The following is a 25,090-nucleotide window of genomic DNA, read 5'->3' as shown; positions in this document are numbered from 1 at the left end:
AAAAGATTACCTTTTTCTAGCCTGATACAGCAGGTAAAGAAAATAAGGAACTCCGATGATGGAAATGACAATTCCGACCGGGAGCTGGGCAGGGGCAAAAATAGTTTTGCCTATCAAATCCCCGATGATGACCATCAACATTCCAATTAATCCACAGGCTGGAACGATATATTTGTAGTGGATCCCGACTAATCGCCTCGCAATATGTGGGGCAATCAATCCGACGAAGCCAATACTCCCAGAGACAGCTACGCAAGCACTGACCAATCCAACACAGCACAAGAGCAGAATTTGTCTTTCCTTGTTAGGCTGAACGCCCACTCCCTTCAAGCTTATTTCACCCAATTGCATGATATCGAGGATATACGCTCTTCTCCATATAATCGGTACCAATATCACAATCCATGGCAATGTCGTCACTACATGCTTCCAAGTAGCGCTATATATGCTGCCCGACAGCCACACCGTCGCCATCTCGAAATCTTGCGGGTTCATTTTTAATGAGATAAAGATTGTAAGCGCCCCGAAACCTGAACCTAGCGCAATTCCCACCAATATTAATCGCTCGGGATCAAATTCACCATGACGCCTTGCGAACATATACAGCAGGACAACAGCTGCGATCCCACCAATCCATCCGAACATTGGCATTGTCATCACTGCCATCCAGCTAGAACCCTTAAACGTTCCATGAAACAAAAACATACCTATGACAACCGATGCTCCTGCCGCCGCATGAATTCCTAGAATGCCTGGATCGGCAAGCGGATTTTTTGTAATACCTTGTAGTACTGCACCTGCGATACCCAAACCAAAGCCCACCAAAGCACCAATGAGAATACGAGGTAACCTAAAATCGAAAATGACAAGGTCATACTCTTTCGTTGGATGAATCCGAAGTAATGTTCGAATAACATCGGCAGCAGATAAATCGAACGTTCCATTCGTGAGACTCACGTATATCCCGCAAATAATCAAAACACAAGCCACAAGGATAACGTTCCTGAATCGTCTTTCCTGTGATAAATTAATCAAGTTGCTTGCCCCCTCCCCTCGTCTTAATTAAGTAGAGGAAATAAGGCACACCAAATAGCGCAGTCACAACACCGATCGGCGTTTCAAACGGATAATTCACAAACCGGCTAATCAGATCGCACCATGCGAGGAAAAGCGCTCCAAGTAAAGCACCATAAAGGACAATTCGTCTATAATCCTGTCCGACCAAAAAGCGTGTAATGTGTGGAATAATCAATCCGATAAAAGCGACCTTTCCTGCGATCGCAACGGAAATACCGGTCAATATAATGACACTTAGCATCGTTAACGCTTTAATTAGATTAATCTTTACACCAAGTCCTATCGCCAACTCATCACCAAGCGACAGCGCCGTAATCCAGCGAGCCACCAAGAATGCGATTGCAAGACCAACAATCGCAAACGGTATTGATAGTTTGATGATTTCTGGATCTATCTGATGCAGGCGAGCATTGTACCAGAAGCTTATATTTTGTGACACCTGATAATAAGTCGATAACGCTTGTGAGATCCCACTTAGAAACGTGCCTATTATTGTACCCAGAACCGCTAACGTAATGGGTGACATTCCTCCCGGCAACAGTCGCGCCGCTCCAAACACAAGAAACGCTCCAAACGCAGAACCAATCAAGGAATACATAATCATCGACATGGAAGAACTACCAGGTATGAAAATCATACATAACGTGATAACGAATGCGGACCCATCCGACACTCCCATAATGGAAGGGGATGCAAGATAATTTCTTGTCATCCCCTGCATTAAAGCACCCGATACAGCTAAGAAAGCTCCTATTAATAAGGCTCCAACTACACGTGGTATTCTGGAGGTACGAATGATAAGATGCTCTAAATTTTCCGAGTCATAATGAAATATAGCGTTCCACACCGTTTCAGCATCAATCGATTTCGTCCCAAAGAGTACTGACGTGATAATAGTCATGACGATTAAAATAATCCCCATTCCTATCAACCTGATAGATTTGATTCCTGAACTCGTGGGCATCACTGGACAAGTTTTTCCATCATCGCATTCAAGAATTGTGTCCGGCTCCATACAGGACCACCTTCAGCGAGCGGATCAATAATATTTACGTATACATGTTTTTCTTTAATAGCCTTAATCTTTTGTACGATAGGATTATCAAGCACATCTGGGAGGGCATTCTGTGAATCCTTATTCTCATTCGTTAAGAATTGAATGAACAAATAATCTGGGTTCATCGCTGCCAGCTGTTCAACCGAGATCGCTTCCTGAGATTTAGAAGCCGCTACCGTTTCAGGCACCTTTAGACCAAGGTCCTCATACAAAATGGGATTCAAGAAAACGGGCGGAGAATACATGAATAATTGACTTGAGCGAACACGGAGTGCAACCACCTGCTTATCCTTCAGCTTGTCTGACAGCGTTCGTTTAGCTGACTCAATACTCGTTTTATATTTGGAAATTTCCTGTTCAGCTTGAGCACGTTTCCCGGTTAATTCACCAAGCATCAGTAGATTATTCTCCCAATCTGTTGCAATGTGGGATACGGGAATCGTAGGGGCAATTTTATTTAATTGCTCGACAGTTTCTTTTGGAAATTTCGTTGTGCCCAGAATCACATCCGGCTTGAGCTTCAAAATAGTCTCAAAATTAGGCTCTGACTTCTCTCCGATCGATTCTGCCTGATCGGTAATAGCTGCGTAGCGCTCCGGAAACTTGCCCGTAACCGTAACCGCTCCAACTGGATGCACATCGAGAACAAGCGCATCTTCATGTGCTTCCATCGAACCAGTAATGACGATTCGTTCTACTTTCATAGGGACTGTATAGGTTTTCCCCAAATACTCAATCGTTCGTTCGCTTGTCCCCTCGCTTGCGGAAGTCGATTGTTCGCTACTTGCCGCACCCTCAATCGCTGTCGAAGCCGGCTGGCTAGCTGTATTGTTGTTTCCGCACGCTGTCAGAATAACCATGAATAATGCCAGCATACTTATCATGCTAAGTAACTTTTTCATCTTTCTAGTAATACCCCTCTCGTTAAACCAGTTTACGACACACTATATTTGATAATGATTATCATTATCTTAAGTATAGAGATAGGGTTTATTCTCATCCATGGACAAAATCCTGAAATGTGATGGATGATCTTCTGTTAACAGTTGAATAAGCTGATCCAGCATGCGAAGCTGTGCATGTGCAGAATATTCTCGCCAAGGATCAGAAGAAATGAGATGAACACGTTTGCGATGGACAGCAGTAACCGCTTGCCATTGCGGGTTGTTCTGCAGGTGCACCCAATGCTCCAACGTATCGCTATCCTGACGAACCAGCAGTAGAATATGATCTGGATTCAAGCAATGAATCTCCTCTAGCGTTATGCTCTTAGTATAGATCGTCACCTCACATTCATAAGCCGGAGCTAGTTCTAAGTCCTGATAGAGAATACTGGCCATGCCTCGGTTACAATATAAGCTCAGCTGCTTGTTGGCCAAGCGAAGTACTAAGAACGTGTCCTGATGCATGGACTGCTTAAGTCGTTTCTTCGCTTCCTGCACTTTATGATCAAACTCTCTGAGCCACTTCTCCGCCTGCCATGTCTCTCCTAACCTTTTTGCTATGAACCGCAGCTGTTCCCGCCAATTCATATTCGTTTGAACAAAGCAGAGTTCAGTGGTAATATGCTCAAGTGCTTGTCGCTCTGACTCTTCTAGTTCATCCAATGCAATAATGAGATCGGCAGAGAGCTGATGTAGTTGATTAATATTCTGTTGCCAGTCCTGATTATATCGATATGCGCTCAAATGGATTGGAATCTCATCTCGATAGTTTCGATAATAGTTTTCCGACCACTTCGGATGAAGCGGTGCTGCATACGGAATGATGTTAAGCGCAATCATATGGCCGATAAGTCCCGACTGATAAGTAACCAACTTACGACGGCGGTGGTTCATATACTGAGTTGGCGTTACACCGATCTCCTTCTTGAATTTACGACTGAAATAGAATTCATCCGCGTAACCTACCCTGTGTGCAATCTCTCGCAACTTGGCATCCGATTGTGCCATTAGCCGCTTCGCTTCCTGCAATCGGAGCTCTGCTACGTATTCCATCGAGCTTTTTCCATAGCGCTTTTTGAACAAATCGACAAAATACTTGGGACTAAGCTTCGCCACCTGTGCCAGCTGCTCGATCAATAACGATTCTGTGTAATGATCTTCAATATACTGCTTGGCTTGCTCTAGTGCTGAGAATGAATTTGTTGCCGCGTGCAATTGAAATTTATAGATGTAATGAAGAATCTCCTGAAAATCGATCTGACAACGAAATATCTCTCGATTTTCTTTATGATTCCATCTTCGGTACAGCTCTTCACACATAGCCGCAAGCCCATTGAGTGGATTTATCACGATCTTTCCCCGAGGCCAAAACAGCTGAGCATCCTTGATCTGCTGTAAGCTGCTCGTATCGTCACCCCTATACCGGTACACATCAAAATGAAAAATGTACATCTCCAATCCCGCACTGGAAACGACAGCTCCATAGGTATTCTCCGGCAAACCAACATATACAGAATGACGATCAATCACGGCGTGCTGGTGGTCCAGAACCAATTCCACTTCTCCGCTCGTCACAACGAAAAGCGAATAAGATAATGGAAATTGTTGCGTGATCTGCGTCTCTTTGTTAAACCCCTGTACATGCTCCACCGAGCGCAATCTATACATATAGTCATCCAAGCAAGTGTTGCTTATGACATCATCCATTCGGGTATCACCACCAATATCGTCATGATAAAGATCACATGTCCTATTATATTGATAATGACTATCATTCGCAATATTTGGTAGAGATAATAAATATATATAATCAGTTCTTTATCTAGCATTTTCACATAAAAAAAGATTGGTTACTTATCTAACAGTACCAATCTTTTTTACTACTCTTATTCAAGTTCATTAGAGGAAAATTTACACTTTAGAAGATAAATGTGATCATACTCCTTAAGAGTTTCGGGGCTTTCCACATAGTATTGTGGGGAGTATACAGATACACTGTTTCCAGTCTCCAAAATATGTACGGCTAACACAATTTCTTGATCTGGTTTTATCTCAACTCGTTCTGCTAGTTTGGTACTGCTCATGGAAAAATCTTGTTCTTTCGTGGAAGGTTTTTGCCCATCCAAATTATACGTAGAACGAGAACTCCCTTTCTTATCCTGTATGGTAATCATCCATTCGAATTTGTCGGTTGTATCAACTTTGATAGCTATTTTTCCTTGTCGCTCTATGAGTTCATTCGAAGTAACTAGATCTTCTTTTACACCATTATGATAGGCTTCAAGCCAAAATGTAACACTTTTAAGTTGATCATCACCTGTATACTCGAAGATAGAAATATTCGACTCATCAAATCCCACTAAATCTAACAATGCTTTTTCATTCTCTGTTAACTCTATTGGCGCTATTTCACTGGAAGGTATACTAATTTTTTCTTGCGAGCAAGCTGATAAGACTAGAATCATAAGTACACAAAAGAAGGCTTTCATCAGTTTCTTCATGGCTTCCCCCTTCTCCCCTCTACATCTATCATTCCTTCCATTATAGCGAATAAAAGAATAGAAGTATGAATCTATCTTACTCTCTCCCTATTATTTCTTGTACCCTCCCAACTAGCCCATTGGTTAATCGTACTTTTATTCCATGTGGATGCGTGCTGGAATTTGTCAAAATATCTTTCACAATTCCTCTTGTTCGTTTTCCTGTTCGTTGATCCTCTTTTAAAACGATCTCCACTTCTAAACCGCTCACGATATCTTTTCGATTTTTCCCATTCATATCTTCACAACCTTTCACTTCTATTTTGTATGATTACCTGTTCATCAATCAAATCATAACGGTATCACCTATATTTTATATCTCCTCAAAATAAACATTGTTTCTATATAGTAAACCTCTATTAACGACACCACAATATGCAGAGTATGTGGACAGAACAATTAAGCATTAGACAATCTAGAGAATGATGCACCTTTTTCAGATATGACAGGAATATGATACATCTATTATTAATTTTTTATTTTTTTCTTCTCTCCATAATGACATAATGAAGGGAGTGAAATAAATTTTTGGAAATATGGGAGAAGATCACATGAAAAAAATAATACTAGCATTCCTGTCGCTCCTTCTGTTTATTACAGGAAGCGCCTCAGGTTCTTTGGTGTTTGCCGCATCGGCACCTAAAACTATTTCCGTATTAATCGATGGATTACCTGTGGAATTTGACGTTGCACCCCTTATCAAAAATGGCAGGGTTATGGTTCCTTTTAAGGCTGTAGCAGACGCCCTTCATGTACCCGTAACCTGGGACAACCAAAATCAAATGGTACATGCCAAAACCGATACCATAAACATTCAACTTCAGATCAACAACTCAACAGCTTATGTCAATGGGAACGCAATGAAGCTGGATGCAGCTCCATTTACCCTAAAAGGAAGAACTTTAATTCCGCTCAGTTTCTTCACTGGAGCATTTGGCGCACGCGCTGAATGGGACGGAGCTTTACAACAGGTTCGTATTTTTACAGCTCCTGCCTCCATGGAAGTGACGGGTTACTATGGACTAGGTAATTTGACAACTGGTTCCAGTAGCTGGACAAATCTGTTTCGTCAGGATTACCCAAATACCTCTGTTGGGAACACTGATTTGGTTAGCAGACTCGCATTCTGTTGGTACTACATGGACCAGAACGGAAATTTTGTCACCAACAATAAATACGGATGGCAAAAACCTGGTGATTGGCAGAACGTTCCTGCCGTAGCTCAGCAATACAGAATGAAAACGGAAATGACTATTTTCATGGCGGATGGTAACGGAGAGCTGACTGCTCTATTAGCTAACGATCAAGCCAAAGCAGCGGCCATTGCCAATATCGTTCAAGAGGCGAGGAATTTTCAAGGGGTCAATATTGATTTTGAAGGGCTCGGCTTAACGGAAAGCGGTGCCGAACTCAAAAAGGTACAGGACAGTTATACAAACTTCATTCGTATACTATCTCAGCAGCTTAAACAAGAAAATCTCACGCTAAGTCTTAGCTTACCTCCCCTCAATGGAGCCTATAGCGGATACGATTATGCAGCGTTGGGTAGTATTGCTGATCAAATCATAATTATGGCTTATGACTACAACCAACAGGGCAACTCTCCTGAGCCGGACAATCGCGTCATGCAGGCTGTTACGATGGCAAAAGCAGTTGTACCAAAAGAAAAGCTACTTCTTGGGATCAATCTGGCACACGAAAACGAAAAATCAATCATAAATAAGGTAGGCATTGCAAAAAGAACGGATATCAAAGGAATTGCCCTCTGGCGCCTTGGTCTTTTATCCGATCAAGTGTGGAATGCATTGCGAACCACTGTGAAGGTAGAAAACTAGTAACGTGTTTTTATCAGGTTGGTATGTGCTGATATAGTTATAATGGCCGTGTAACAGAGATATCGTTGCACGGCTTTTTTTGTATGCATGAATCTCGTAATTTCAACAATTCGTTCCGTAATTAGAATCTTAGTATAGGTATACGGTGTTACAATGGAGATGCATTTTGTATGGTGAGTATTACTATGAAACTATTTCACTAGTTTATCGTAATCATAAAGATCAGAAGTTATGTTAAACGGTATCAAACCGATAGTAGATTCAAAAGCCAGTTGGAGGAATGAAGAGTGTATACGGAGATAGTAATTCTCGGCGCATTAATATTGCTAAATGCTTTTTTTGCCGCTTCGGAAATCGCCTTAATATCATTAAACGATAACAAAGTAAAAAAGATGGCGGAATCCGGAAATAAAAAAGCAATTATGTTGCTTAACCTATTAAAAGAACCAAGTCGATTTTTAGCTACGATACAAATTGGAATAACACTTGCAGGTTTCCTTGCCAGTGCATTTGCTGCCGATAGCTTTTCCCATCAATTGGCTACTTTTTTATCTAATTTGGGAGTTCCCCTCCCTATGAAGGTGCTCGATAGTATTTCCGTTATTATGATTACCTTGGTCCTATCCTATTTTACGCTCGTATTTGGGGAACTTGTTCCTAAGAGGATAGCCATGCAAAAGGCGGAGCCTATCTCCATGGTTGTCGTAGGACCGTTAACGATTCTTTCTAAAGTAACCAACCCGTTTGTAAAATTCCTTACGTTTTCCACAAACTTTTTAGTAAGGCTATTTGGTATCGATCCTAATGCCAACAACGAGGAAGTTACAGAGGAAGAAATACGTATTATGGTTGATGTAGGAGAAGAATCGGGAGCCATACAAAATACCGAAAAAATGATGATCAACAATATCTTTGATTTCGATAATAAAACGGTATCTGATATCATGACCCATCGAACGAAAATTATCGGTATTCCCATAACCGCTCCATTACATGAGGTACTTCAAATCATAAATGAGGAGAAATACTCCAGGTTACCTGTATACGCTGATACCATTGATGAGATTGTTGGGATTTTGTATGTAAAAGACGTGCTTCAATTTATGGAAAAAGGAACAAAAGAAGATTTTCATTTGAAAAATATGATTCGGAAACCTTATTTTGTACCTGAATCAAGAAAAACAGATATTTTATTCAAAGATCTACAAAAGAGAAAGGTACATCTGGCTGTTGCCATAGACGAATATGGAGGAATTGCTGGTATTGTCACGATGGAAGACTTGCTGGAAGAAATCGTCGGGAACATCTCTGACGAGTTCGACATGGATGAGCCTGAGGTAATTGAAATAGATACGGATACCTATATAGTTAAAGGTTTTCTGAGTCTATATGATATGGAAAAATTATTGGATATTAAATTTCCAACCAATCAATACGATACACTGAGCGGGTTCCTCATTGGTCAACTGGGTGGCATGCCAACCGTGCAAGACAGAATGCATATCGTTGAATATAACGGCTATCATTTTGCGATCGAAGAAGCAGATGATCGCCGAATTACTAAAGTGAAAGTGTACAAGTGACATAGAGGATATTATCGATTTTCAATACAAAGGAGATCCCACAGATTTTACTGTGGGATCTCCTTTGTTGATACATCATGCGAATTTTTTCCCATCATGTTGCTTACTACTCAACCTCTTCTATCATGGTATAAATAATTGCGGAACCGTGTACAGAGCTGGTGCCCCTCCTGTATGTAGGAACAATACGTTGTCATTTTTAGTAAACTGTCCCTCCCGAATCATCCCGATCAGACCAGCCATCGCTTTTCCAGTATATACGGGGTCGAGCAAAATCCCTTCTGTTCGGGCAACAAGTTGCACAGCTTCAATCATTTCTTTTGTTGGAATGGCGTAGCCGGGTCCTACATACTCGTCTTCGCAACGAACTGTAGTAGCTAATATATCTCCTTGCAGCCCCACCAGCGTAGCTGTGCTGTGAAGCAACTCACGCACGATGGCTTCCTGATTTTCTCTTTTACGACTTACGTTAACTCCAATGACTTTGGTGTTCGATTGACGTGCCAAAAATCCAGCAATGAGACCAGCCTGCGTACCACCACTCCCTGTAGCTGTCACCAGGTAGTCATACGGAGTACATGTTTCCCATGCTTGCTGCTCGATTTCTTCTGCGCACGCCATGTAACCCAATGATCCTATCTCGGTAGAACCACCAACCGGGATCAAGTACCCTTTGCGTCCCTCATTCATGAGGTTTTGCGCCATGTATTCCATCGCTTCCTGCATGTTCCCATCTGCTGGAATGCTTTCGATTTTTTCTACTCCCAGCAAGTGAAACAGCAGATGATTCCCACTGGCATAAGGATCGAATCCTCCTGTCGTAGGTTCGGTCAGCACTAACTGACAGCGCAAGCCTTCGCGTACAGCTGCAGCAAGTGTCAACCGACAATGGTTAGATTGAACCGCTCCACATGTAATGAGTGTATCGGCGCCTTGTTTCAAGGCATCTGCTACCAGATACTCCAACTTCCTTGTCTTGTTGCCCCCTGCGGTTAATCCTAGCTGATCATCGCGTTTGATCGAGATCGTGGGTCCTCCCAACGCCTTGGACAACCGTTCCAGTTTTTCAATCGGAGTTTTGCCATTCGTGTAAGATCTTCGTTCGTAGCGGATGTAATTCATTGGGTATTACTCCTCTCTTACTCTTAAATGCGATACTTTCTACATAAATAACTACACCCCTGATCAACTAATTCCTCCAGCATTATTCACGCAGTTAGCCTTCCTCTGTGATGTATAACATATCGGATAGTCCCGTTTTTATTTTCAGTCCCCAGCCAAAACTGTTTTGCAGATCTCGATAATACTTTATATTTCTTCCGCTAATAAATAGGAATTTCCCCTTAAATTATCGCTCATTTTAGCCGTTACGACTTTTATATAGAAGATACATAAAAAACGGAGCTCCAATTGCTGCAGTAAATACACCTGCCGGGATGTCCAAAGGTACAAACAAAGTGCGGGCAGCCAAATCAGCAAGAAGTACAAACATCGCACCCAGTATGCCAGATGCCGGAAGCAGTGCGCCATAAGAAGAGCCGACGAGCTTACGTGCCATGTGTGGAGCCATTAATCCAACAAAGCTGATACCGCCAGCAATACCTACAGCCGCACCCGCTAATGCTACACTGATGGCAATCAGCGATAGTCGCTTTTTCTCAATTGGCATACCTATTCCCTGTGCCACGTCATCACCCAGTTCCTGCGCATTCAAATGACGGATCTGGTGACAGGCAAGAAGTAAAAATGCCAACGTCCAAGGCAGCAAGGTTACTACGTGCTGCCAGGCACTCCCGTACACGGTACCTGTCATCCATCCCAATGCTTGCTGAGCCTTTTGCAATGGACTGGCAAGCATGAAAAAGACTGTGAGTGCCCCCATCCCAGACGAAATGGAAACCCCGATCAAGGCAAGGCGAAACGGAGACATTCCTTTTCTCCAAGCGGCTAAATAGGTAAGGCTGGCAGTAAAAAGGCCTCCAAGAAGTGCAATCAATGGCATCCAGTGAATGCTATATGTTCCATCGGTAAAGGTAATAAACGCCACCGCAGCAGCAGTTGCTCCTGTCGTCGTCCCAATCAGATCCGGTGAAGCCAGTGGGTTGCGTATCAACGCCTGCAAAATAGCTCCTGAAACGGCCAGTGAGGCACCAACCATTATGGAGACTACAATTCGCGGCAGTCTCAGATTGAGGACTACTATCTCGTATGTACTCTCCCCCCACCCGAGCAAGACCTTCAGAACATCCGCGACCGGAATCTGAATACTGCCTAATCCAATACTAAAAATAATTCCGATAATTAAAGCGATTATGAGAAGCAGATTAACGTACATTGCCTTTTGATCGAGATGAAACGAGAACGCTGGTTTTTTTTTGCGAACGACTATAAATCTACTCATACGCCCTCCTTCTCACCAAGGAAATGACGAATGGTACGCCTACCACTGCCGTAGCAACCCCAACCGGCACCTCTTCCGGCATCAGTAAAAATCTTGATAGCAAATCAGCCGTAACCAAGAAAAGAGCTCCCAGCACTGCGCTGTAAATAATCAGCCAGCGATGATCAATCCCAATGATAAATCGGCACATATGTGGAATGATAATTCCGACAAATCCGATTGGACCAGCTAACGCTACGCTTCCTCCTGAAAGTAGCACAGCCACAAAAATCACGGTAGCTTTCACCCAGACTGTTTTTTGTCCCATGCTAATTGCCACATCATCGCCGAGAGCCATCAGATTTAACGAGCGTGCCATCAACCAAGCTACCACCCATCCACACAACAGGTATGGAGTAATCATCGCCGCATGCTTCAAATCGCGACCAGAGACTGAACCCATCAGCCAATACATCGCGTCCTCCATCGATTTACTGTCCACAAGCATCAGTAACGAGGTAAGAGAGGAGGTAAAAGCTGCAACCGCTGCACCTGACAGCATAAGCTTGATCGGAATCATGCCACCACGTCCTGCAGACCCCAAGAGATAAACCAGTACGGCGGTCACCCCTGCCCCAAGAAAGCCAATCCACATCATATCTGTAAACGAAAACACCGATCCAAACAAATAGAGAGCTAACACTATGGTAAAGGCTGCCCCTGCATTCACACCCATAATCGAAGAATCAGCAAGTGGATTACGGGTCAAAGACTGTAGCAAAACACCTGCTACAGCCAGGCTGCTCCCCACAACAGCAGCCGTTATTGCACGAGGCACACGCGTATGTTTAATAATCAAATGATCGTTACCACCATCAAAACTTGTATAGGCAGTAACTACAGTAGACAGATCAAAATTATGTAAACCGAACAAAACACTCGATATCATGGCAATCACAAGTAATATCATTGCTACTAGCAAAACAACCGACTTTTGAAGACGGTTAGACAGGAGAGAATCCACTCTTTTCCCTTCTTTCTCCAAAAAATGAATCGTTTACATTGTAATCTGACCGAACACGCTCCGTCAATGATAATGATTTTTATTATCAAATTATTCTTGACACCAGCCTTTTCCAAATTTAAATTAATGATTATACACGTGTATACTGATAATCAATATCAATGTGAAGAGATGGAGGTTTTTTTATCATGCTTTTTCGTCGTAAAAAATCGATGCAGTTTGCGTTGGGGGCTATGCTTTCAGCTGTTCTATTAGTAACAGGTTGTGGCACTAGCCAAAACACGACTTCCGGGGCACCCGCTACCGATAAACCTGCTACACAGACTACTACTCCAGCTCCTACTTCCGGTACCAAGAGCGAAGTACGTAAAGTAAAACACGCCATGGGTGAAACAGAAATGAAAGGAACCCCCGAACGTGTTGTCATCCTCACGAGCGAAGGAACAGAAGCTTTACTTGCTATGGGTGTGAAGCCTGTTGGTGCGGTAAAAGGTGGTATGGGTAATCCTTGGCACGACCACATTAAAGACAAAATGGAAGGTGTAACGGAGCTTGGTGAAGAAAGTCAACCAAACATCGAGCTCATCGCAAGCCTACAACCTGATTTGATCATCGGTAACAAGACTCGTCAGGAGAAAGTCTACGCTCAGCTTTCTAGTATCGCGCCAACTGTATTCTCAGAAGATATCGTGGGCGACTGGCAAATCAACTTCAAGCTGTATGCTGAGGCGCTGAACAAGCAAGCAGAAGGCGATAAAATCATGGCAGACTTTGATAAAAAAGTTGCCGATGCAAAAGTAAAACTAGGTGACAAAACAAAGAACAAAGTTTCTCTCGCTCGCTTCCTGCCTGGTAAAGTTCGTCTATACATGAAAGATACATTTGCAGGGGTACTGTTACAAGACCTCGGTATTGCCCGTCCTACTGCCCAGGATAAGGATGAATTCATGCAGGTAATTCAAAAAGAACAGATGGCTGACATGGATGGCGACGTACTGTTTTTCTGGGTATCTGACTACGAGGCTGACAAAGCTGCTGCGAAGTTCAAGGATGAATGGATGAATGATCCACTGTACAAAAATCTGAACGTTGCAAAAAATGATAAAGCATTTGAAGTAAACGAGGTAATCTGGAACGTAGGTGGCGGTATTCTCTCTGCTGAACTGCTTCTGGAAGACATCGTGAAACGCTTCGAAACATGGTAAGCAACTTTTTGCGAGGAGCAGCTGGTAGATACAGCTGTTTCTCGCTTTTTTTAGGACTTAATCACAGAATCAATCAATTTATGGTTAATTTTGTGTTTTGTTAATTTTAACAATAATAACACTCTCTTTTTATGGATCTACCCGAAGAATTAAAGCGCTTACATTGTTATACTGAACATGCAACAATCGATCAACACAATTTACTCAAGGGGGCACATCTTAATGATTATTGGCGTACCTAAGGAAATTAAAAACAATGAAAATCGCGTGGCAATTACACCTGCAGGGGTGGTAGCTTTTAAGAACGCTGGACATTCTGTTCTTGTTGAGCACGATGCGGGTCTTGGAAGTGGTTTCACTAACGAAGACTACAGCAGTGTAGGTGCTGAAATTGTTCCGACAGCCAAAGATGCTTGGGCTGCCGATATGGTAATAAAGGTAAAAGAACCATTGTCTTCTGAGTACGGATATTTCAGAGAAGGTCTTATCTTGTTCACTTACTTACATTTAGCAGCAGAACCAGATTTAACTAAAGCTCTTGTAGATAAAGGCGTAACTGCCATCGCTTACGAAACAGTACAAATAGGACGTTCTCTTCCACTACTAACTCCTATGAGCGAAGTTGCAGGTCGCATGTCCGCTCAGATTGGAGCTCAATTCTTAGAGAAACCACACGGTGGTATGGGTATTCTATTAGGCGGCGTACCTGGTGTGAAACGCGGTAAGGTAACGGTCATTGGTGGCGGTGCCGTTGGTACTAACGCGGCCAAGATTGCAGTCGGTCTCGGCGCAGACGTGACAATTATTGATATGAACCCAGACCGTTTACGTGAATTGGATGACCTCTTCGATAAGAGCGTTCAAACTATGATGTCCAATCCACTCAACATTTCAGAAGCTGTGCGAGATTCCGATCTTGTTATCGGTGCAGTTCTTATCCCTGGTGCCAAAGCACCTAAGCTGGTAAAAGAAGAAATGATTAAATCCATGAAGCCTGGTTCCGTAGTCGTTGACGTTGCGATTGACCAAGGCGGTATCATTGAAACAAGTGATCGCATTACAACACATGACAATCCAACATATGTGAAGCATGGCGTTGTTCATTATGCTGTTGCTAACATGCCTGGTGCAGTACCTCGTACATCTACCATTGCACTTACAAATGTGACAATCCCTTATGCGCTTCAAATTGCGAATAAAGGCGCACAGCAAGCCCTTCTGGACAACCCTGCACTTATGCTAGGATTAAACGCAGCTTCTGGGTCCGTTACTTATGAAGCGGTAGCACGTGACCTTGGCTATGAATATGTACCTGCACAAGATGCTCTGAAGAAAATCCCAACTCACGCATAAAATACGATATTTATACATTCAGATACAGTACAATTAGCTGCAAATAACGCAATCTATATTTTATGAGATGTCAAAATAGTGAACGTATGGTTCCACAAATCATCACGTTCCTGATCATATCATGCAAAAAGCCCCGACACGCAACCCTATCCCGCGTGCGGGGCTTCTTTTTTTTATATCGAGTACATAACAGTCTCTTGGCTACCCACATTAGAAAAGCTTCTATGCAGAGTCTTTTGAAAAAGCGGGTTCTTCTATCTTAGGATGTTTATCTTGGCTTTTAGGGAGGTACCCCTCGCCTACCATAGATTAATACTTTCTTAAACGGTAGGCTCTGTTAAAGGTAAATGTTGATATTTGAAACCTGTCCGAAATGTTAGTATAACCAATATTAGAACAAACATTCGGGAGGTGGAAAGGTTGAGCAAAGCGGTTTGAATGCCCTCATTGTACATCTGAACACGTTGTAAGGTTCGGTAAATACAATGGTCGCCAACGCTATCGTTGTAAGTGTTGTAATAAGACCTTTACTGATACAACTAATACAGTTCTTTATCGCACTCGAAAGGGTGATGAATGGATTACATTTGTTGATTGTATGTTCAAAGGCTATCCCTGCGAAAATCTACCGAAATCGTAGGGGTTACTTGGGTTACACTTTTTTATTGGAGACACAAATTGTTAAGCGCATTAAAACAAATGGATTTTAAGCAATTTGAAGGTATCGTTGAAGTTGACGAGACCTATTTCTTATACTCTGAAAAGGGTAAGCGTGGCATTTCTTACCGCAAACCTCGCAAGCGTGGTGGAAAGTCTAAACACAGAGGGATTAGTCACGAACAAGTCTGCGTTCTTGTTGCCAGAGACCGTACAAAAGCAACTGTGTCCAAAGTTGCTTGTATGGGGCGTATCGTTAAAACGAAGGTTGACACTATGATTGGTTCTAAACTGTCATCAGAAAATGTACTTGTTACAGATGCTTGGAGAGCCTACAAGACCTATGCAACAGAAAAAGGATTAGAACATTACAGAATTAAATCGAACGATGGCAAACACGTTATTAAGGGCTTGTACCACATCCAGAACGTCAATGGTCTCCACTCTCGTGTGAAACAATGGATAGACCGTTTTAAAGGTGTGGCTACAAAGTACCTCGATAACTACCTTGCTTGGTTCTTATTTGTAGATAGTCGTAGTAACGAAGGCACTAAGCACAATATAAAGGAATTCTTACTATCTTCATTTATATTTGAAATGACCGATACCTATGAAAGTTTACGTTTGTCAAAATTTAATGCTTAAGCCTTGTTCAACTAAGGTTAGTAAATATACAAGATAGGTGGTGAACTACTGTGATTGATTGGCGTTGGACGGAAGTTGATACATTAGAAAGTCAAAAAAGATGGAATGAAGCAAAATCGCTCCTAATAAAAAATTGGCGGCAAAATCCCAATGACTTAAAAGTTATTATTCGACTTGGTTTCTTTTGCTGGTACGTCTTAGTCGAAGAGGGACCTCAGGGGATTAAAGATGTAGATTTTGATGAGTTAGAGACTGTGTTAAATGAAGTTACGCATTTTGGATTGGCTAATTTTATGACAAATGAGGATTTTCCTTGGTGTTTTGGTTATATGATTTCGCTGTTCCCGTATTACTTCGGTGACTACGAATATTGGGAAGAAAAAGGTATTTCGATGTTAAAACGTGCTTATGAACTATGCCCAGATGAACCAGTGTATAGATATTCGTATTTAGCGTCCTTCCCTAATACTGAGGGAAAACTTAAAGATGAATTTTATCAGGTGCAAGCTGTTCTTGAAGATAGATTTCAAGGAGAAGGTTTATTATCCGAATATTTTAAAAGTGTGTGGCATAGTTGGCATGAAAATTAAAATTTAACAGAGCCAATGGTAAAAAAACGATGCCCTACTAAGAGGGCATCGTGATCAAAATCATGCAATTCGTTTCATTGTGTAGTTACTCTTTGTTGTTAGAAGATTGGTTCTGTAGATTACTGTGCCGTTTCGAATACGCGAAGTAGACAATTACACCTAGTACCATCCAAATGGAGAATAATATCCATGTCTGAAGAGGAAGATTCATCATCAAGAAGATAATACTAGCTACCGAAATTATCGGAAGGACAGGTACAAACGGTACTTTGAAGCCGCGCTTCATGTTCGGATGCGATTTTCTCAAGATAATGACAGTAATGGAAACCATCGCAAATGTAAGCAGTGCCCCTATGTTTGCCAAGTTAGCAAGCTCCTTCAGATCGATAAAGCCCGAAATGAACGCACTGACAATACCTGTCAACCATAAGGCCGCCGTCGGAGCTTCCTTCTTGTTCATTTTTGCGAACATCTTTGGAAGTAATCCGTCGCGGCTCATCGAATAGAATACGCGGGTTGTAGCATAGATGTAAGCAAACACAACCGCCATAATACCGATGATGGCCCCTGCAGCAATAACGCCTGCAACCGCATCTTGTCCTACTGCGTGAAGCACATACGCCATTGCTTCAGGCACATTCAGCTCCGTATAAGATACCATCCCCGTCATAACCAAACACACAACTACATAAATCAAGGTACATATCACCAGTGAGGAAATAATACCAATCGGAAGATCCCGTTGTGGATTTTTTACTTCCTCTGCTGATGTCGCCAGAGCGTCAAATCCTAGAAATGCGAAAAATACGGCTGCCGCTCCTGCCATCACGCCTTCAAAGCCAAAAGGCATAAAGGGAGTCCAGTTAACAGGCTTTACATAAAACACACCTACACCGATAAACAGAAGAATAACACCAAGCTTGATCGCCACCATTATGTTGTTTACCTTCTTGCTCTCCTTCGTACCTAGTGAGAGAAGCAAAGTAATAAAGATAACGAGGATCATAGCTGGTAGATTGACCAGTCCACCTTGGCTCGGTATCAAAAGTAACTCTTGTGGCAGATCTATTCCGAAACCGGCAAGAAAATTACTTACATATCCAGTCCATCCGCTTGCCACTGCCGAGGTTGTTAGGACATAAACGGATAACAGGGTCCATCCCATGAGATGGGCAACGAATTCACCTATCGTGGCGTATGAATATGTATACACACTTCCACTAACTGGAATAGCAGACGAGATCTCCGCATAGCACAGCGCTGCCAAGCCGCATACAAAAGCTGCTATCATGAATGAAAATATAACGGCAGGGCCGGCATCTCTCGCTGCGACAAGCCCAGTCAACACGAGTACGCCAGTTCCAATGGTGGCTCCAATACCAAGCAGCATTAAATCCATCGCACCTAAAGACTTTGTTATATTATTGCCCTGCGACAGCATCTGTTCTACATTTTTCTTCCTAAATAGTCCCGACACCTAGTTCACTCCTCACTAGACGCCAAAACGTCAACATAAGGTTCCACACTAATATTCTACCATGTGATGTAAGATTTAGCCGTATGTAAGTTTTGGAAGCGGTTACATTTTTGTGACAGTTCGGAGTTTTTAGATTCCTACACAGTAGAAAAATTCATTACGGACATGCCCTCTACGCCGTTCGACAGTATGATCTTTATCTTGTTTTCCAACGCACTCTAGCCTTAGCCGACGTTAACCCTTTCACTCGGAGGACCTCCTCAAAGGATTCGGATAATATCACGCTATCCTACACATTTTGATTAATATAAATAGACAAAATTGAATATCGTCTATTATAATAAAAACAAACAACGAATTAGTTTGAAAAAATATTATGGGAGGTAAATCATGAAACAGTTTGCAAGCAAGGTAGCAGTCATTACCGGAGCCGCTAGTGGAATTGGTCGTGCCTTTGCAACACGTTGCGCACAGGAAGGTATGCAGGTTGTGCTTGCCGATGTAGAAGAAGCCGCACTCGTAAAAGCCGAACAGGAATTGAAAATGTCTGGCGCAACCGCACTCGCTGTCGTGACCGATGTAGCTAAAGAGGGTGACATCCAAGCCCTGGCACAAAAAACAGTGGACTCGTTTGGCGCCGTCCATCTGTTGTTTAACAATGCTGGAGTCGGGGCAGGCTCTACCGTGTGGAACAGTACCTCTGCCGATTGGCATTGGGTCATGAACGTGAATCTATGGGGCGCCATTCACGCCACCCGGATTTTTGTCCCAATCATGCTCGAGCAGCAAACTGATTGCCACATCGTGAACACAGCCTCCCGAGCAGGCCTCGAATCGGGGCCGGGTACTGGCATCTACCGTGTAAGCAAGCATGCACTAGTCAGTTTGACTGAAACGCTCTACCACGAATTGAAGATGGTCCAAGCACGTATCGGAGTCTCCGTCCTCTGCCCCGGATATGTGCGAACACAAATATGCGATGCTCACCGTAATCGCTCTTCCGAATTCAGTAAGCCAGGTGATATCGTGACACCATCACCACAGGAAAACAAAATCGCCCAATTCATTCGGGCAAGCGTCGAACAAGGAATATCCCCCGACGAAGTAGCTGAACTAACCTTTACTGCCATCAAAAATAATCAGTTTTACATTATGCCCGATCCGGACTATAAACAGGCCGTGCAGCAACGAATGGAAGACATTCTGCATCAACAAAACCCGACATTCGTCATTCCGGCTTCCTTTTGAGTAATAAGACAATTATCAACCTAAACCTAAATCGAAGAGCCACGTTCTTGAGCGAAGCGTGGCTTTTCTATGTTTAGATAGGCTAAACTTAACTGGAAAGATAAATGAAGATCAAACGAATTACTGACACGATATTTTGGAGGGAAATCTACAATCATACAGTAGTGTTACTTTTCCTTCAAACACTTCTTTGGATCAATTTCAATAAGTTCCCACTTACTATTCCGTGTTTTTTTATATTGGGCTATAAGTATATCTGTTCCATTAGTTAATTGAAAAAATATAAAACAGTAATCGTTTCCATCCGTTCCTAGGAAGTAAATGTATTTTATATAACCTTCTTGTTGAGTAGGATATCTTCGCTTTACAAGTTTGCACCAGCCACCATATTCTATGTCTACCACTGCTTCTGCATTATGATGCCATCCATGGTAGGCCGCACATAAAAAGTCTTCTCCGTGTATCTCTATATCATCAATTTTATAAAGGCTACCCTCTTTTTTTATATAAATAAATCCATAATAGTAGGCAAAATAGGTAAGCTTTTTGGTAGAACCTTCAATGGTTTCAATCTCTATAAAATACCGGGCAATGTCAGGCTGCGTTTGGTCAGCAGGTACTTTATTTAGCTTGATAAGATTGATATGTCCGATATCCTGAAAAGTTTGAACATACGACTGAAAGGGTAACCTGTTCTGATACGATGTTGTCAGGAATTGATACGCTATCGGATACGGAAGCGATGCCATACCTACTGTTCCGCATCCCCCTGACTTTTCACCAGTAAAATTCGCAGCCTCTTGCAGGATATAAAAATAGTTACGTATTGTATCTTTTGGGGCAGCCATTAGCCAAGATGGAATAACAATTTCTGAAAGAGTCTTTCCATAGTATGGGTCGAAAGAAAATGGAGGTTTTGTTGGTTGATTATTTAAAACGGGCAAACAGGATGGACGAAAGTATTTTTCAACTTTCTCTTGATCAGACAGGTCCCATGTATGTGAACGTACATCAGTCATCCCTAAGCACTCCTATAGTGGGTTTTTATGCTATTGTATTCCCCTAGTAAGGTATGTGCCTTGGTAAACAGCTTTTGATTAGAGAGTACAAACTGACTATGAAAAGGACCGTTTCAATGTTTCTAGACATGTAACGTTTGACCATGCATGCGTTTTTATAATCTGCCTACACTACATTTTTTTCAAATAACGCATCGATTAACCCATCAAAAATCTCAATATGTTTTCCCTGAAATTGTTCTGAACTTGTAATATTTTTAAGCCAGTTTCCTTGATCATACTCTCGAAATAACAACCCATATTACATGCGGCAGCTTGTGGAATAGATTGGGATGAAGTATACAAGTTAGAAGAGAAACAAGAAACTGTGCTATTAAACAAACGGGCAGTTATGTTCAATATCTATAAATACATGCGAAAAAAATTGGATATCAATTATTTGTTTTTGTCTTGTCGTCGTTTTTAGGCCACAGGCTCTTGCCCATTTTGCGTTCCTTTAAATAGGCAACTGCATAGGATAAAAGGTAAACAATGATATCAGGAGAGGAGAATGATTATGCACCGTAAATCGTGCTATCACTATCAATGGCATAATCCTATGCATAACAATTGGAATAACAACAATTGGAGTTATAATTGGAATCCTCATTGTTACAATTGGAATCCTTATTATGGAAACATCAAATTAAGAGATTATGGGCCAAGACCATTTGTAGTGAATATTGACCAAGCTTCTAAGCAAAACAATACTTACCGCACCGCTTTATGGACAGGGGAACACTTTCAAGTGACTCTGATGAGTATTAATGTTGGAGATGACATTGGTTTAGAAGTCCATCCGACGACTGATCAATTTATACGTATTGAAGAAGGTCAGGGACTTGTTCAAATGGGTGATAGCAAAGAAAAATTAGATTTTCAAGAAATGGCCTATGATGGCTATGCAATTATGATACCTGCTGGAAAATGGCACAATGTAACCAATACAGGTAATACACCACTAAAAATTTACGTTATCTATGCGCCGCCTCAGCATCCACATGGTACAGTTCATGAAACAAAAGCAGATGCCATGTCTGCTGAAGAAAACTACCATTACTAATGAATCGAGTAAATAATATTGATGGGGATGAAATTATATCTCAAAAGTATTGAACTAACGGGAGCTTTTCTTGAATAAGCGAAGAATATTATTCATTCCCTAAGTCTATTAAAAATCAAAAAATCCCAACTTTTTTCTAGAAAGTAGGGATTTTTTTCGTATCGAATATTCCATAATGGACCCAAAATTTTAATTATTGGAATTTATTTTTTTATCTAATTCCTGAAATTCTTTGCTATCAATCATAGGAGGTTCAGTATCATTTTCCTTTAATTTCAGACTAATAAGCCCACTTATCAGAGCAAATATTAGTGTGCCCTGCCAAGAAATCGTGATGGTTGCCATAAAATAATCAATCGTTCTAATTAATATATAAGCTATTCCCATATCTAATAGAAATGATAACCAACCTCTGCTCGATTTAATTATTCCAACAGTTTTTAAAGCTTTTGGTAAATTATCTGTAATAAGCGAAAGAGGCACTTCAAGGAATAAATAAATCACAAAGAAAGTAGCTAAAGCACCAAACGATTGATATTGTAATCCCAATAATCGTAACAACACGAATTCAAACAAAACAAACCCAAGCAAAAGGATAGCTACTATAAACGCACATATTACTATTGTTTTAAATTTTTTCACATTTCTTCCCCAAAATAATATACTTCCCTTTGGTTGAATATTCGACTGGCGAATATTCCTTACTTATTATTATAAATGATATGGAAAAAACTATCACTAAGCCTTAGTTTTTGTTTCATTTTTAAATAACTTTATTTGTTTTTTTAAACGATTTTATTATCACTGGAAAAAAAGGAACATAAACCCTTTCACTATGAAGCATAATATTTCCGCTGTGGAAATTATTTACTTCAAAGCAAAGCCAGTCCGCGTGAGAACTGGGCCTTCATTACCTGTATATAGAATGCTGACACCATGCCACGTTTACATAATATGTTGCATCCAAACATTCGGCTCAACATAACATCCACTATTCTTCTCAACATCAATTGTGACTGGGACAAGCGCGCCGGGAACATGATAAGTACCTGACTCTAGAAACTTCATCTCTGTCCATATTTCCCAATCTGCAACTGTTCCTTTGATAATCATTGATTCTGGAGCAATTTTAAGAATATTAGCTCCTATTTTCCAATGGGTCCGTATCCACGGATCGAATGGAGACCCATCATCCTTTTTCCAATAAGCGTATTCGTGCATAGGAATGTGAGGGTATTTATGTTTAAAAGAAGGTCTTACAGGTGCGATCAATTGCTTCATTTGTTGATTCTTTACTAGCTCCTTCAGGGCTATTATCATTAGCCTGCTTATTCCTTTACCACGTAACGCAGGATCTATCACGATGGAAAGAGCAGATACTGCATTTGGCTTTGGTTCACTTCGATACTCCTCTATTCCTCTGATTAATACACGATCCCATCCGCTTGGTAGCCCTTCAACTGTACCGTCCCAACAGAATGGTATAGAATTGCAACCTGCAATTACGTCCCCTTCTTCATTCACGAGACAAAATTGAAATTGCGGGAATAATTCCTCTAATTGATGAAAATACGTATCGGCTACTTCATCATGCAACATGAATTCTGGCCAACCTATCGTGTGCAATGTATCAAAATGTCTAGCCAACTCAGGCCGTTTGGCCAATGTGAAAATTTTGTACTTCATTCTTTATTCCCCCCAAAGTATTCATGTTTTTATGAATGCTTTGGGGGGAACTCAATTAGAAGTATCATGTATGAACACATCCTTTACTCGGAAGTGAAACAACCCCCGAAATCACCTAATCATTTCCAATTATATCATATAAAAAAGCTGACGCCTCGTGAATTTAAGGCGTCAGCTATTGGCTTAAAGGCCGGGGTTTTTCTTACTGTCTACAAAATGCGGTCTTGACCAAAATTAGGGAACGGTCTTTTACGTATCGATATTTATTACTTGCTTGGAAGTAGTTCAGCTTTCGTGCTACCTACTTTAATTGTTGACTCAGTAGGAATCCACATTCCTGTGTTTTCATCGCGACCTTGTAATACAAATTTAGGATCTTGTTTTTTCATATCTTCAACTGCTAATTTAGAGGCTTCACCGATAGTGCCGCCTTTTAGACGATTTAGAATTAGAACTATTTTAGTATCAGGGAATTGAGTCATCATCTCATAATCGCCATTGCTATCCCCAGCTACAAGTACAGGACCATTTCCACCATGTTTTTTCGCAATTTCAGCTTTAATTACTTCTGGTTTTCCATCATATACTGTTTGGAACCAATCTTTTTTGTAGACAGGTTGAACGATACCTTTAGCATCTTTCTCTAATTGCATCCCAATTACGTTTTCTTTTGGAATGTTATAGCCATACTTAGGATTTGTTGCAAATACTTCAACTACCTCTTCCATAGATGCAGACACAACGTATACATCAATGCCGTTAGAACGTAAGGTATTCATCAAGTTAGCGATTTCTGGAGATAGACGCAGACCGGATGTATATGTAACGCTGATTACGCCAGATTTTCCGCTAAGGGATTTTGGACTTGTATAGTTAATTTTACGAATGGAATCACCTAGACCATAGTCATTGGAAGCTTCCGCTAGTGTTTGAATTTCATCAACACTCATGTTAATTAGGAAGTAAAGAACCCAAGGATAGCCTACATCGCTGCCGTGAGAACCGTTGATTGCTTCATACAAGAAGTACATTTTTGTGCGGAAGTCGATGAATTTGTCAGTCTGAGTGACTTCCTCTAAGGATTTTTTACCTTTGAATCCTTTATAATTTTCATATAAGAATTTGTAGTCAGAATTGATATCAGCAGCAACATTTTCTAATGTAATCGCTTTGCCATCTTCAGTTTTGTACTCAGCAGCAAACGGACCCTTTGGAACGTTCATAACCAAAACCTTTGCAAATTCTTCTGGTGTTAATTTGAAAGCAAGATGGTTGATTTGATAAATAAATAGGGCTTCTTGAGTATCATGCATGATGCTAGTGTTATCCCAGTCAAAAACAGCATAAGGCTTTTTATCTGCTTTGTAATTAGGGCTTTTCACACCATATTGATCAATCATTTTTTGAACGGCATCATGAGTTTTTTCAGCCCATTTACCTTGGTCAAGTACTTGTAATTGCTTTTGAGCACTTTGTGCAGCAGGAGCTTGTGTTTGAGGAGCAGCGAATGTCGGCGCGACACCTAGCATAAGTGATAAGGATAAAACAGCACTTAGAATTACTTTTGTTTTTTTCATGATTTTTTCTCCTTTAGTGGTGTATGTTGTTTATATAAACAATCGGAAATAGCATGGATACTCCCGACTATTTGCAATGGGAATCCTACTT

At 41.3% G+C, this 25,090-nt stretch carries 21 protein-coding genes and 1 pseudogene; 8 read left to right on the top strand and 14 right to left on the bottom strand.

Translation table 11 applies throughout. From position 1 onward, the window contains the following. Positions 1–6: 6 nt before the first annotated feature. From LM917_RS06225 to LM917_RS06200, 6 genes are all read right to left on the bottom strand, one after another. Complete coding sequence (locus LM917_RS06225; RefSeq protein WP_232696631.1) at positions 7–1,035, bottom strand: FecCD family ABC transporter permease; 1,029 nt, start codon at positions 1,033–1,035, stop codon at positions 7–9. Further along, positions 1,028–2,041, bottom strand: coding sequence for a FecCD family ABC transporter permease (locus tag LM917_RS06220; protein WP_232696853.1), 1,014 nt, complete (start codon positions 2,039–2,041; stop codon positions 1,028–1,030). Before LM917_RS06220 ends, LM917_RS06225 begins: the two co-directional genes overlap by 8 nt. Next, complete coding sequence (locus LM917_RS06215; protein WP_232696630.1) at positions 2,041–3,036, bottom strand: ABC transporter substrate-binding protein; 996 nt, start codon at positions 3,034–3,036, stop codon at positions 2,041–2,043. Before LM917_RS06215 ends, LM917_RS06220 begins: the two co-directional genes overlap by 1 nt. A 69-nt stretch (positions 3,037–3,105) precedes the next feature. After that, a complete protein-coding gene (locus tag LM917_RS06210; RefSeq protein ID WP_232696629.1) occupies positions 3,106–4,785 on the bottom strand; it encodes an AraC family transcriptional regulator in 1,680 nt (559 codons plus the stop codon). 179 nt (positions 4,786–4,964) lie between these two features. Next, complete coding sequence (locus LM917_RS06205) at positions 4,965–5,579, bottom strand: YgaN family protein (protein ID WP_232696628.1); 615 nt, start codon at positions 5,577–5,579, stop codon at positions 4,965–4,967. 76 nt (positions 5,580–5,655) lie between these two features. Next, positions 5,656–5,856: a YwbE family protein gene (locus LM917_RS06200; protein ID WP_232696627.1), complete on the bottom strand. Its 201-nt coding sequence runs from the start codon at positions 5,854–5,856 to the stop codon at positions 5,656–5,658. A 313-nt stretch (positions 5,857–6,169) separates the two neighbouring features. On the opposite strand from LM917_RS06200, the gene LM917_RS06195 reads away from it, so the two are divergent. Further along, complete coding sequence (locus LM917_RS06195; protein ID WP_232696626.1) at positions 6,170–7,453, top strand: stalk domain-containing protein; 1,284 nt, start codon at positions 6,170–6,172, stop codon at positions 7,451–7,453. A 287-nt stretch (positions 7,454–7,740) separates the two neighbouring features. Next, positions 7,741–9,036, top strand: a complete 1,296-nt coding sequence (locus tag LM917_RS06190; RefSeq protein WP_232696625.1) for a hemolysin family protein — start codon at positions 7,741–7,743, stop codon at positions 9,034–9,036. 123 nt (positions 9,037–9,159) lie between these two features. Here LM917_RS06190 and cuyA read toward each other — a convergent pair whose 3' ends face one another. The 3 genes from cuyA to LM917_RS06175 all read right to left on the bottom strand — a co-directional run bounded on the left by cuyA (position 9,160) and on the right by LM917_RS06175 (position 12,440). Continuing rightward, entirely contained in the window at positions 9,160–10,158 is a 999-nt protein-coding gene (gene cuyA, locus LM917_RS06185) for a D-cysteate sulfo-lyase (RefSeq protein WP_232696624.1), read from the bottom strand. Between the two features lie 238 nt (positions 10,159–10,396). Further along, positions 10,397–11,437, bottom strand: a complete 1,041-nt coding sequence (locus LM917_RS06180; RefSeq protein WP_232696623.1) for a FecCD family ABC transporter permease — start codon at positions 11,435–11,437, stop codon at positions 10,397–10,399. After that, complete coding sequence (locus LM917_RS06175) at positions 11,430–12,440, bottom strand: FecCD family ABC transporter permease (protein WP_232696622.1); 1,011 nt, start codon at positions 12,438–12,440, stop codon at positions 11,430–11,432. Before LM917_RS06175 ends, LM917_RS06180 begins: the two co-directional genes overlap by 8 nt. Positions 12,441–12,628: 188 nt before the next feature. Between LM917_RS06175 and LM917_RS06170 the strand changes: the two genes are divergently transcribed. The 4 genes and pseudogenes from LM917_RS06170 to LM917_RS06155 all read left to right on the top strand — a co-directional run bounded on the left by LM917_RS06170 (position 12,629) and on the right by LM917_RS06155 (position 16,890). After that, positions 12,629–13,645 (top strand): ABC transporter substrate-binding protein, encoded by a 1,017-nt coding sequence (locus LM917_RS06170; RefSeq protein ID WP_232696621.1) that lies wholly within the window; start codon positions 12,629–12,631, stop codon positions 13,643–13,645. Between the two features lie 222 nt (positions 13,646–13,867). Beyond that, the gene (gene ald / locus LM917_RS06165; protein ID WP_232696620.1) at positions 13,868–14,998 is read left to right on the top strand and encodes an alanine dehydrogenase; all 1,131 of its coding nucleotides are present in this window, start codon (positions 13,868–13,870) and stop codon (positions 14,996–14,998) included. 433 nt (positions 14,999–15,431) lie between these two features. Further along, a pseudogene (locus LM917_RS06160) lies at positions 15,432–16,300 on the top strand (IS1595 family transposase); the annotation flags it as partial. Between the two features lie 50 nt (positions 16,301–16,350). After that, positions 16,351–16,890 carry a hypothetical protein gene (locus LM917_RS06155; protein WP_232696619.1) on the top strand — a complete coding sequence of 180 codons (540 nt, stop codon included), beginning with the start codon at positions 16,351–16,353 and terminating at the stop codon, positions 16,888–16,890. Between the two features lie 85 nt (positions 16,891–16,975). Here the strand turns inward: LM917_RS06155 and LM917_RS06150 are convergent, their stop codons facing one another. Continuing rightward, positions 16,976–18,367 carry an amino acid permease gene (locus LM917_RS06150; RefSeq protein ID WP_232696618.1) on the bottom strand — a complete coding sequence of 464 codons (1,392 nt, stop codon included), beginning with the start codon at positions 18,365–18,367 and terminating at the stop codon, positions 16,976–16,978. Positions 18,368–18,757: 390 nt separating this feature from the next. Between LM917_RS06150 and LM917_RS06145 the strand changes: the two genes are divergently transcribed. Beyond that, complete coding sequence (locus LM917_RS06145) at positions 18,758–19,615, top strand: SDR family NAD(P)-dependent oxidoreductase (protein WP_232696617.1); 858 nt, start codon at positions 18,758–18,760, stop codon at positions 19,613–19,615. Positions 19,616–19,782: 167 nt separating this feature from the next. Here the strand turns inward: LM917_RS06145 and LM917_RS06140 are convergent, their stop codons facing one another. Next, on the bottom strand, positions 19,783–20,634 hold the full coding sequence (locus LM917_RS06140) for a hypothetical protein (RefSeq protein ID WP_232696616.1): 852 nt from the start codon (positions 20,632–20,634) through the stop codon (positions 19,783–19,785). 556 nt (positions 20,635–21,190) lie between these two features. Here LM917_RS06140 and LM917_RS06135 point away from each other — a divergent pair. After that, positions 21,191–21,736: a cupin domain-containing protein gene (locus LM917_RS06135; protein WP_232696852.1), complete on the top strand. Its 546-nt coding sequence runs from the start codon at positions 21,191–21,193 to the stop codon at positions 21,734–21,736. A gap of 189 nt (positions 21,737–21,925) precedes the next feature. On the opposite strand, the gene LM917_RS06130 is transcribed toward LM917_RS06135, so the two are convergent. The 3 genes from LM917_RS06130 to LM917_RS06120 form a co-directional block, all read right to left on the bottom strand. Further along, positions 21,926–22,378: a YrvL family regulatory protein gene (locus LM917_RS06130; RefSeq protein WP_232696615.1), complete on the bottom strand. Its 453-nt coding sequence runs from the start codon at positions 22,376–22,378 to the stop codon at positions 21,926–21,928. A gap of 303 nt (positions 22,379–22,681) precedes the next feature. Next, the gene (locus tag LM917_RS06125) at positions 22,682–23,422 is read right to left on the bottom strand and encodes a GNAT family N-acetyltransferase (protein WP_232696614.1); all 741 of its coding nucleotides are present in this window, start codon (positions 23,420–23,422) and stop codon (positions 22,682–22,684) included. A gap of 266 nt (positions 23,423–23,688) precedes the next feature. Then, positions 23,689–24,999: a haloacid dehalogenase-like hydrolase gene (locus tag LM917_RS06120; RefSeq protein ID WP_232696613.1), complete on the bottom strand. Its 1,311-nt coding sequence runs from the start codon at positions 24,997–24,999 to the stop codon at positions 23,689–23,691. Positions 25,000–25,090 lie beyond the last annotated feature (91 nt).

Origin of the sequence: Brevibacillus daliensis (genome assembly GCF_021245735.1) — a bacterium.
GTDB lineage: Bacteria > Bacillota > Bacilli > Brevibacillales > Brevibacillaceae > Brevibacillus_B > Brevibacillus_B daliensis.
Note: the sequence above shows the minus strand (reverse complement) of the source record. Positions and strands in the feature narration are given on the sequence as shown.

Excerpts from the sequence above, each read along its gene's own strand:
- LM917_RS06125 (WP_232696614.1), bottom strand. The coding sequence starts at position 23,422 with ATGAAGTACAAAATTTTCACATTGGCCAAACGGCCTGAGTTGGCTAGA.
- LM917_RS06135 (WP_232696852.1), top strand. The coding sequence starts at position 21,191 with ATGCACCGTAAATCGTGCTATCACTATCAATGGCATAATCCTATGCAT.
- LM917_RS06140 (WP_232696616.1), bottom strand. The coding sequence starts at position 20,634 with ATGACTGATGTACGTTCACATACATGGGACCTGTCTGATCAAGAGAAA.
- LM917_RS06145 (WP_232696617.1), top strand. The coding sequence starts at position 18,758 with ATGAAACAGTTTGCAAGCAAGGTAGCAGTCATTACCGGAGCCGCTAGT.
- LM917_RS06170 (WP_232696621.1), top strand. The coding sequence starts at position 12,629 with ATGCTTTTTCGTCGTAAAAAATCGATGCAGTTTGCGTTGGGGGCTATG.
- LM917_RS06205 (WP_232696628.1), bottom strand. The coding sequence starts at position 5,579 with ATGAAGAAACTGATGAAAGCCTTCTTTTGTGTACTTATGATTCTAGTC.
- LM917_RS06215 (WP_232696630.1), bottom strand. The coding sequence starts at position 3,036 with ATGAAAAAGTTACTTAGCATGATAAGTATGCTGGCATTATTCATGGTT.
- LM917_RS06195 (WP_232696626.1), top strand. The coding sequence starts at position 6,170 with ATGAAAAAAATAATACTAGCATTCCTGTCGCTCCTTCTGTTTATTACA.
- LM917_RS06210 (WP_232696629.1), bottom strand. The coding sequence starts at position 4,785 with ATGGATGATGTCATAAGCAACACTTGCTTGGATGACTATATGTATAGA.
- LM917_RS06200 (WP_232696627.1), bottom strand. The coding sequence starts at position 5,856 with ATGAATGGGAAAAATCGAAAAGATATCGTGAGCGGTTTAGAAGTGGAG.
- LM917_RS06180 (WP_232696623.1), bottom strand. The coding sequence starts at position 11,437 with ATGAGTAGATTTATAGTCGTTCGCAAAAAAAAACCAGCGTTCTCGTTT.
- ald (WP_232696620.1), top strand. The coding sequence starts at position 13,868 with ATGATTATTGGCGTACCTAAGGAAATTAAAAACAATGAAAATCGCGTG.
- LM917_RS06120 (WP_232696613.1), bottom strand. The coding sequence starts at position 24,999 with ATGAAAAAAACAAAAGTAATTCTAAGTGCTGTTTTATCCTTATCACTT.
- cuyA (WP_232696624.1), bottom strand. The coding sequence starts at position 10,158 with ATGAATTACATCCGCTACGAACGAAGATCTTACACGAATGGCAAAACT.
- LM917_RS06220 (WP_232696853.1), bottom strand. The coding sequence starts at position 2,041 with ATGCCCACGAGTTCAGGAATCAAATCTATCAGGTTGATAGGAATGGGG.